Below are 8,791 nucleotides of genomic sequence, written 5' to 3'. Positions count from 1 at the left end.
GCGCCCACGGCGCTGACCACGCGCACCGGCGCCGCGGCGGCATGCCAGGCGCCGTCGGGTCCGGCGATGACTGACCCGTCCGCGCCACGCGCCACGATCACCGATTTCGCCGCCCCGTTGCGCACCAGCCCCGCCGCGAATTCGGCGCTGTCGCTGCGCAGGGGCAGGGGGCGTCCCGCCAGGCCCTCGGCCTCGTGGCTGTCCATGCGCAGCACGTCGACGGGAATGGACGACCCCGCCAGGGCGCGCAGCGCGTCCCCCGAGGTGTCCACCAGCAGCCGCGCCCGCCCGTCCTTGAGCCTGACGGTCAGCATCTGTTCGAACCCCGGCGCGATGCCCGGCGGGTTCGACCCCGACACGACCACCCAGCCCCCGGCCAGCGCGGCCTCGGCGATGGCGGCGATGGTGCTGGCCAGCTGGGTCATGTGCCATTCGGGGCCGGGCATGACGAACCGGTACTGCCCGCCCGTCGCGCGGTCGGTGACGGCCAGCGACTGGCGGGTTTCGCCCGGCGCGGTCAGGCGCAGCACCTTGAGCCCCGCCGCCTTCAGCATGTCGGCCATGCGCTGGCCCGTCGCGCCGCCCAGGGCCACCATCGCGGTGGATTGGCCGCCGATGATCTTGATCGCCCGGCTGACATTGATGCCGCCGCCGCCCGGATCGACGACCGGCTTGTCGCAGCGCAGCTTGAGGTCGGGCACGACGCTGTCGGCGGCGGTCGACAGGTCCAGCGCCGGGTTCAGCGTGACGGTCAGGATGGGGGCCTGACCGCTCATCTCATTCCCACCAGCGGTCGATGGTGGCGATGTCGTCGTCGGACCAGCCGAAGTGATGCGCCATCTCGTGCGTGACGATATGGGTGACCAGATCGCCCAGGGTCACGTCGCCACGCGACGCCCATTCGTCCATGATCGGGCGGCGGTACAGCCAGATGATGTCCGGCCCGCCCGGCTGGTCGCTGATCGATTTCTCGGTCACGGGGATGCCGTCATAGATGCCGGTCAGGTCGAACGCATCGTCGATCTGCAACTCGTCCAACACGTCCTCAGGGGCGAATTCGGCGACGCGGATGGCGACCTGGGCCGCGGCTTCGCGGAATTCGGGGGGCAGGGTGGTCATGGCGTGCCGGGCCATGGCCTCGATCTCGGCCGCGTCGGGGGCCGTGCGGCCGTTCCAGTCACTCATTCCAGCGCCTCCTGCATGGTCCCCCCGATATGGACAAAAATGCCCGGCTGTGAAAGAGCAACAGCAACAGGAGACGCCCCATGACCATCACCCGTTTCGCGCCCTCGCCCACCGGCCATATCCACGTCGGCAACCTGCGCACCGCGCTGTTCAACTATCTGATCGCCCGCAAGGCCGGCGGCACGTTCATCCTGCGCCTGGACGATACCGACCAGGAACGCAGCAAGCAGGAATATGTCGACGGCATCCAGCGCGACCTGGAATGGCTGGGCCTGCACTGGGACCGGGTCGAGCGGCAGTCGCTGCGCATGGACCGCTATCGGGCCGAGGCCGATGCGCTGCGCGCCTCGGGCCGCCTCTACGAAGTCTTCGAGACCCCGGTCGAGTTGGACCTGAAGCGCAAGAAGCTTTTGAACATGGGCAAGCCGCCGGTCTATGACCGCACCGGCCTGTCGCTGTCGGAGGCCGACAAGGATCGCCTGCGGGCCGAGGGGCGCGAGGGATACTGGCGCTTCCTGCTGGATCAGAACCGGATCGAATGGACAGACGGCATCCTGGGCGACATCTCGATCGACGCCGCATCCGTCAGCGACCCGGTGCTGATCCGGGCCGACGGCCAGGTGCTGTACACCTTTGCCAGCAGCGTGGACGACACCGACATGGGCGTGACCCATATCGTGCGCGGGTCGGACCATGTGACGAACACCGCCACCCAAATCCAGATCATCCAGGCCATCGGCGGCACGCCCCCGGCCTTTGCCCATCACAGCCTGCTGACCGGCGCCAAGGGCGAGGAGCTGTCCAAGCGCATCGGCGCCCTGTCGCTCAAGGACCTGCGCGAGGCGGGCGTAGCCCCCGAGGCGCTGATCGCGCTGATGGCGCGGTTGGGGTCGGGCGTGCCGGTCGCGCTGGCCTCGCTGGACGAGTTGGCAGAGGCTTTCGATCTGGGCCAGTTCGGCGCATCGCCCACTAAGTTCGATGCCGAGGATCTGTGGCCGCTGACGCGCGAACGCAACCAGGCGCTGCCCTTCGCGGCCGTGGCCGACCGCATCGCGGCCTTGGGCGTGCCGGACGATCAGGCCGAACGCTTCTGGCGCGTGGCGTCCCAGAACATCACGCGCCTGGACGACCTGGGCGACTGGTGGCGGATCTTCAGCGAGGGTGCGGAGCCCCAGATCGACCCCGAGGATGCCGACTTCATCGCGCAGGCCATGACCCTGCTGCCTGCGGGCCCCTTCACAGACGCGACCTGGGGCGAATGGACCGCGGCGGTCAAGGAGGCCACGGGCCGCAAGGGCAAGGGCTTGTTCATGCCGCTGCGCAAGGCCGTGACCGGCCAGGCGCATGGCCCGGACATGTCCGACGTCATGCCCCTGCTGCAGGTCGTCAAGGCGCGTCCCTGACCCATCCACCCCACGATCCGAACGGGTCCGGCCAAAGCCGGACCCGTTCGCGTTGACGGCATCGAATGGTGCGTCCCGCACCAATGCCGGGCGCAGTGCCTGACAGGCGATGCGCGCTAAATACAATCCGAAAATATTATGCCGCCGATACCTGCACCGTAATTGTCGGTGAATTGCGGATCATCATCTTGGTATTGTCGTGGCTGATGCGCATTCTAAAAAGTGCGCGCTGTTCATTGGAAAATTTGAGCGTCATCCACTGTCGTTCTGATTTCACTCCTTCCGCCTGCCAGTCGTTATCAGCGCCTGCCATTAGAAAAGGCGCTGACAACCACCGGACAGTCGTGGGCCAGGGGCGGTCAGCGCAGCAAGACCGCGATGTCGACTGATTCCGAAGGAAATTGCCGCGCAGTATCGTGCTTTGGCTGAATGTGGGGCGCTTGGGCATAAACACCCGAACGCGGGCGTTTCGGCGAAAAGGAACCACCTGTATAATTGGACAGGCATCTGAATATTCAACCCACTGTAATGACAATTAACTAAACCCTGAATTGCGTTACTGCCCAATTCTCGCCTTAAATTGCCGCTTTTATCGGCAGCAGAGGGCGTTCATCTTGCGCGACAATCAGTCACAAGTGAATTGGATCGCACAGTATGCGTATCAGCGATAAGCGCACCGCGCCGGCCGACGGCAACCGCTTTGGCCGTAACAACCGCATTTCCCAGGGCTCTGCAAAATCGTCCCGTCGCCTGCTTCAGGCGCTGACGGTCGGTGTCGCGGCCTTCGGCAGTTCCGTTGCGGCCTATGCAGGCGGTTACGTGGCGCCAATCGTGGAATTCACCCCCGCCGCCACGCCCGTCGCTGCCGTTGGCAATGCGCCCAATTACTGGCTGGCGCTGATCCCGCTTGCCCTGCTGTATCTGGGAACGCGCGGCGGCGACGATGTCGGATCCAACCCGCCGCAGAACATCGGCGGTCCGTGCTTTTGCGAAGGCACGCTGATCCTGGCGGACAACGCATGGGTCAAGGTCGAGACCATCCAGGCCGGCGACATCGTCACCACCTCCAAGGGGCCGCAGCGCGTCCTGTCGGTCGGATCATGGCAGCCGACGCAGTTCCGCGACCGTCCCAGCATCGTCGCCGGCGTTCGTCTTTCGGCCAATCATGGCGTGCAGGTCGACGGCTTCAACGTCGAGGCCGGCGCGGTCAGCAGCAAACGCGGTCTGATCGACGGCCGCAGCTATTTCCATATCCTGGTCGAGGATCACAGCTGGCTCTCGGTCAAGGCCGATGATGCCGGGACCGTGCTGGTGGCAGAAACACTGCTGTTGACCAAGGATCTGAAGCTGGCCAAGGACTTTCCGCATCTGGTCGATCACCATGCCGCGAACCCGGTCGCCCCGCGCCTGTCGCGGGCGGACGCCCTGCCTGCGGCGGCCTGACACCGGATTCGGACCCATCCCATGCAATAGACCATGCCCCGCACGATGGCGGGGCATGGTTCATTCCTTGGCGTCTGACCGTCAGGGCATCGTGGGCAGGGCAAAGCCGTGGATGGTCATCCGGCTTTCGCGGGCATAGTCCTCGGTGGTCCAGCCGGCCCAGGCGGCATGACGTTCGATCGTCGTCAGCGTCGCCATTCTCGTCGTGAGGTCCCAGATGAAGCCGGACGCCATGTCGGCATGGCGCACCGTCTCGAACACCTTGCCGTCGATCGAGAACACGCAGCGGTCGGCGAACAGCTCGAACTCCAGGCGCTGCGGCACGCCCGGCTTGAACTCGCCCAGCGCCAGCGTGCGGCGGTCGGACGATGCACGGCCACCCCCGGTGCGGGGCATGTGGACGGCCGGCGCCCAGCCGATCACACCGTTGCGCTTGACCAGTTCGAAATCAAGCTCCTTGCCGTTGTCCGCGTGGGTGAAGAAGGCATTGACGGCGCTGCTGGTGTGGCTGGTGACCACCGCGCCCCACTTGCCGATGGCGGCGGATGGGCGGTTCAGCTGCATCGCACCGTTCCGCCACTGGCCCCCCTCCATCGCTGCGCTGATCGAGACGGACTTGTCGGTGTTGTAGGTGACGCGGGCCGGCGTGCCCAGGCTGCCGCCCACGCCGTTGCCCCGGTCGCCCCCGGCCCAGTTCGGCAGGAAGATGTTGATGCCCCCCGCGCTGCTCCAGTCAAAGGACAGCGCGCGGTCGATGGTAAAGTCCTGAACGGCGCGATAGCCCGTGGGCAGCAGCGCCGCGACCGGCGCGGGCTGGACAGGTGCCGGCTGCACGGGTGCAGGCTGGACCGGCGCAGGAGCCGGGGTGACGGGCGCGGGTTGTGCTGGAGTCGGCGCGGGGGTCGGCGCGGGGGTAGGCGTCGGCGTGACCGGTGCGGGCGTAACCGGTGCCGGCTGAACGGGTGCGGGCGTCACGGCCGGCTGCGCAGCCAGATAGGCTTGCAGGTCCGTGGTCGTGGCCAGCAGGGCCGCCAAGACGTCGGTCAGTTTCTTGCGATCGCTCATGTTCGGTTCCTGGGGCGTCGGAGTCGGGGTGGGATTAGGCGTCGGGGTCGGCGTTGGCGTTGGCGTTGGAGTAGGAGTTGGCGTTGGTGTCGGCGTCGGGGTTGGAGTGGGTGTAGGCGCCGGGGTCGGCGTAGGAGTAGGAGTAGGAGTCGGCGTGGGTGTCGGTGTCGGAGTGGGAGTAGGTGCCGGAGTAGGAGTAGGTGCCGGAGTAGGAGTCGGAGTGGGCGTCGGGACCACCACTGGTTCCATCAGCGCCGCGACCGCGGTCCAGGCCGGGTTGCGGTCGCCCAACCAGCGCTGCAGGCCGTGGCAGACATTCGCGTCCGGCAACCGGCATTCGACCGACATCGCCATCGGCCCGTCGAACCCTTGGGTCCGCAGCGCGGCGATGGTGGCGGCATAGACCGCGCCCATCTGCGCACTGACCGAGAACGCATGCAGGAACGCCCGCGTGGCGGTAGTGCCACCGACACCGTTCAGATGGTTGCCGACCTCGTAGGCGCCCAGCTCCATACCATACTTCGTCGCCTCGGTGCGGTAATGGCGCCACTTGGGGGTCAGCGCCCTGACGGTACGATCGGCCGCCCAGTTCGCGCCCGTCAGCATCTGGTCGCGCATCCGGTCGAATGCCGCGCTTTGCGACAGGGTCGTGCGCCAGCCGTCGATCTGGGCCACGCGCGCGCCATAGGCCATGCCGCCGTCAACCTGGGCATGCACGGTCAGCATGTCGATCACCGAATGCGGCGCGACATAGGTCGGCAGCCCGCGTGTCCCGCTGCGGTCCCGCCACAGCGGGGCGACCAGGATGTCGGCCTCGCCGCCGACCCAATCGGCCTGGTGCTGGACCACGGTGTGCAGCCGGGTGTCGTTGCCCCAGACCGCGCGCCAGGCCTGCGCCATCTGGGTGGCGCGCATGCCGTACCAGTTGCGGAACTCGGACCCCGTGGCGGTGCCAAAGGCCAGGCGGCCCTGCTCGGCGCAGTAATGCGCCTGGGGCGTGCCAGAAAAGTCCCAGGTCTTGGTGCTGTATTCGACATAGACGTGCCGCGGCGCGGGCATCAGCGTCCGGATCAGCGTGGCACACTGGCGGAAATGATCATCGGTGGCCGCGGTCGGAAGGCACAGCCACATGTCCGCGCCGACCTGGTTGCACAGCGCGGCCATCCACTCGTAGGGCACGAAGCGGTGAAAGATCTCGTCGGTCGGCAGGGCGCGGCTGGCCCAGTTGGTGATCCGCAGACCACCCTGGTCCGCGCTGGTCAGGATGCCGACCCATTCGTCGAACCGCAGCGCGCCAAAGCCGCGCACCGTGTCCAGATACTGGCTGCGAAAGATCGCGCCGCGGTCGGCGTCGGGCCAGTCGTCCCGGTGGTTCAGGCGGATGTTGCGGATCTGCCCGCCGGCAGGGTCAATGGTCCGGACGATGATGTCGACCCAGCTGGACCCGTTCGCGGTGAAGTCGAAATAGATTTCGTTCGGCAGGGACCGGTTGATGTTCGTGCCGCCGATGACGTCGATCGTGCAGGTCCCCTGCCAGCGCAGGCGCCACCGGCCGGTCCCGCCGGCCTGGGCCGGCATGTTGTGGAAGACGCGGGTCCGAAAGCCCCCCGAGTTCGGCGGGATCGAGATCAGCCGCCCACCGGCGGTCATGTGCCCTGCGGCCACCAGCGCGTCCCATTGCAGGCCGCCCCGGTCCGACTGCCACGACCAGGCCTGCTTGAACGCGTTGACGAATGGGCGGGAGCTTTCGCTGTTGATGACCCCGAGGCGGGCCGCGATCTTTCCGGTCGGCATGGTGACGTCTCCGATCTGCGCTGTTTGCAGGGCTCGTTACACAGCCTTTGCGGTAATACTTCCTTAACCATGCGGGCGTTGCCTGTGCCGAGTCGCCGGCAACGGATCCGCAACGGTCAAGGGGAGGACCGGGCGCTGTACGGTCGCGCGTCGCGCCAGCCTCCGCACGGCCAAGCGAACGTTGCGGTACCTGCCGGGCGGATCGCGGACCCATTCCCGCCATCGCGCGTTCGGATGAGGGCTGCACATAAGCAGGCCGACAAGGAGTTAACGATGACCCATGCAACACTGACCCTGGAAGACGGCCCCGAACTGTCGGGAGAGATCGTCGATACCGGTGGCGATTACATCCGGATCCGCACCACGACCGAGATGACGCAGGATCAGCTGGCACAATATGCCGAAGGCCTGATCGAGATCGACGGCAAGATGCAAAAGGTGATGCTGGAAAGCGCGATCCCGCTTCCCGATGACGAGGAGGTCATCGAACTGACAATGCGCCGCTTCACGCCGTCGGCCTAACGGCGGAAGATGGGGCGCCATTTCGACTAATGCGCAAGATGTCGCAGGGTCACAGATACCTTACTTGCCGGCATCCGTCGAAGCGTGGTGAATGCATTCCGTGCAAATTGTTAATGATCGATCCTTTACACCCCGCCACGTGATTTGACGCAGCAACTGGAGAGATATCGTTGGCCCGACTGTTTACCGAGGATGAATTGCGCCTGATCGATGACGCGCTGTCGTCCTATCAGCACAACAGCGCCTATCGCACGGTCCGCGCAAAGGTTGCAGCGCTTGTGGCGGAAGATCAGCGCGACCGGATAGTCGTGATCCCCCTACCCAAGGTTCGGCATCCCTGATCATGCTATGCCAGCGTACATTGAGCCCTGCTGAAATATACTGCGCAATACATTCAGTGGGAACTTGTGGAGGGTAATTGTATGACGGCAACGCACCGGGCGATAGGATTGAAAATAGCAGCTTTTAAATAATAAACGTGAATTAATAAATTTTTCGATTCTCACTTATATATTTATTTGTAAAAATTTTAAATCCGCTTTAGCTATATTTTTATAGAATTGCTGATCATCGCGGCTTTGCTTGGCAATAAATTTTTAAAGCCATTTATCTCTTTTTGAACAATTAATAATTATTCTTGATGCGATGTGATTTTTAAGTATCTTGACATTAAAATTCATGATTAGCTAACTGGACGACGCAATGCTTAATATCCAAGTTGGCGCTGCTAATCTATTTAAGTATAATGATTTATGCATGGTTTGTCATAGATTATGTTGGTGCGTGCTATTTAAGGGATTCCTCGCCTTGATGGTAATGTGTGGCGCTGTGTCGATTGTAAGGCTTAAGTTTCCTCCTTGTCGCTGTGGATTGGAAATCAGGCTTTGCTTTCGCGCGTATACTGCATAGTAAAAATTTCTGTTTTATTTATTGTATCTTGAGCCGCGGTGAAATGTGGTGCTTCCGCCGACTCTGCTACACAAATTCTGCGAAGGATTTATCTTATGAACCCACCTTGGTAACTGGGTTACACAAGCAACCCGACACCCCCAATTTACAGGACCAGGAACTGGCCGGCCTGCAATGAAGCGCCCAAGCGCCGTAGTTCGCTACGATCTGGTTCGACCCCGAGGTGAACCGGGATGCCGCGCCATCAGGCAAGTGTGACCGCCAATAGGTCTACGGCGATACCGTCTGGTCTGCCCCCTGAAAAGTGGTCCTCCCTAAGGTATGGCTTTTGAGCCATTTGGAGGATGCAGGAATGCCCCAGAAGAAGCACAAGCCGGAGGAGATCGTCGCCAAGCTCCGGCAGGTCGACGTGTTGGTGTCGCAAGGCCAGTCGGTGGCCGAAGCCGTGCGGTCGATCAGCGTGACGCAGT

At 63.8% G+C, this 8,791-nt stretch carries 8 protein-coding genes and 2 pseudogenes; 6 read left to right on the top strand and 4 right to left on the bottom strand.

The features are described from left to right. The coding region (locus FHD68_RS15855) for a 1-phosphofructokinase family hexose kinase (protein ID WP_139086195.1) at positions 1–776 on the bottom strand (776 nt) is incomplete at its 3' end. A gap of 1 nt (position 777) precedes the next feature. Then, positions 778–1,185, bottom strand: a complete 408-nt coding sequence (locus tag FHD68_RS15850) for a metallopeptidase family protein (protein WP_045981063.1) — start codon at positions 1,183–1,185, stop codon at positions 778–780. A gap of 80 nt (positions 1,186–1,265) precedes the next feature. Between FHD68_RS15850 and gltX the strand changes: the two genes are divergently transcribed. Beyond that, positions 1,266–2,588 (top strand): glutamate--tRNA ligase, encoded by a 1,323-nt coding sequence (gene gltX / locus FHD68_RS15845; RefSeq protein WP_127897841.1) that lies wholly within the window; start codon positions 1,266–1,268, stop codon positions 2,586–2,588. A 136-nt stretch (positions 2,589–2,724) separates the two neighbouring features. Here gltX and FHD68_RS19105 read toward each other — a convergent pair whose 3' ends face one another. Continuing rightward, positions 2,725–2,901, bottom strand: a complete 177-nt coding sequence (locus FHD68_RS19105; RefSeq protein WP_157001305.1) for a hypothetical protein — start codon at positions 2,899–2,901, stop codon at positions 2,725–2,727. Between the two features lie 341 nt (positions 2,902–3,242). Between FHD68_RS19105 and FHD68_RS15840 the strand changes: the two genes are divergently transcribed. Beyond that, a complete protein-coding gene (locus tag FHD68_RS15840) occupies positions 3,243–4,031 on the top strand; it encodes a Hint domain-containing protein (protein WP_127897842.1) in 789 nt (262 codons plus the stop codon). A gap of 81 nt (positions 4,032–4,112) precedes the next feature. On the opposite strand, the gene FHD68_RS19415 is transcribed toward FHD68_RS15840, so the two are convergent. Then, the gene (locus tag FHD68_RS19415; protein WP_208863792.1) at positions 4,113–6,890 is read right to left on the bottom strand and encodes a hypothetical protein; all 2,778 of its coding nucleotides are present in this window, start codon (positions 6,888–6,890) and stop codon (positions 4,113–4,115) included. A 273-nt stretch (positions 6,891–7,163) separates the two neighbouring features. On the opposite strand from FHD68_RS19415, the gene FHD68_RS15830 reads away from it, so the two are divergent. The 4 genes and pseudogenes from FHD68_RS15830 to FHD68_RS15820 all read left to right on the top strand — a co-directional run. Next, positions 7,164–7,412, top strand: coding sequence for a hypothetical protein (locus FHD68_RS15830; protein ID WP_045981067.1), 249 nt, complete (start codon positions 7,164–7,166; stop codon positions 7,410–7,412). A 170-nt stretch (positions 7,413–7,582) separates the two neighbouring features. Then, a complete protein-coding gene (locus FHD68_RS19100) occupies positions 7,583–7,753 on the top strand; it encodes a hypothetical protein (RefSeq protein WP_157001307.1) in 171 nt (56 codons plus the stop codon). A 681-nt stretch (positions 7,754–8,434) separates the two neighbouring features. Further along, positions 8,435–8,586 (top strand): annotated as a pseudogene (locus tag FHD68_RS15825) (IS5/IS1182 family transposase); the annotation flags it as partial. Positions 8,587–8,673: 87 nt separating this feature from the next. Beyond that, positions 8,674–8,791: pseudogene (locus tag FHD68_RS15820) on the top strand (IS3 family transposase); the annotation flags it as partial.

This window comes from Paracoccus marcusii (assembly GCF_006151785.1).
Taxonomy (GTDB): Bacteria; Pseudomonadota; Alphaproteobacteria; order Rhodobacterales; family Rhodobacteraceae; genus Paracoccus; species Paracoccus marcusii.
Note: the sequence above shows the minus strand (reverse complement) of the source record. Positions and strands in the feature narration are given on the sequence as shown.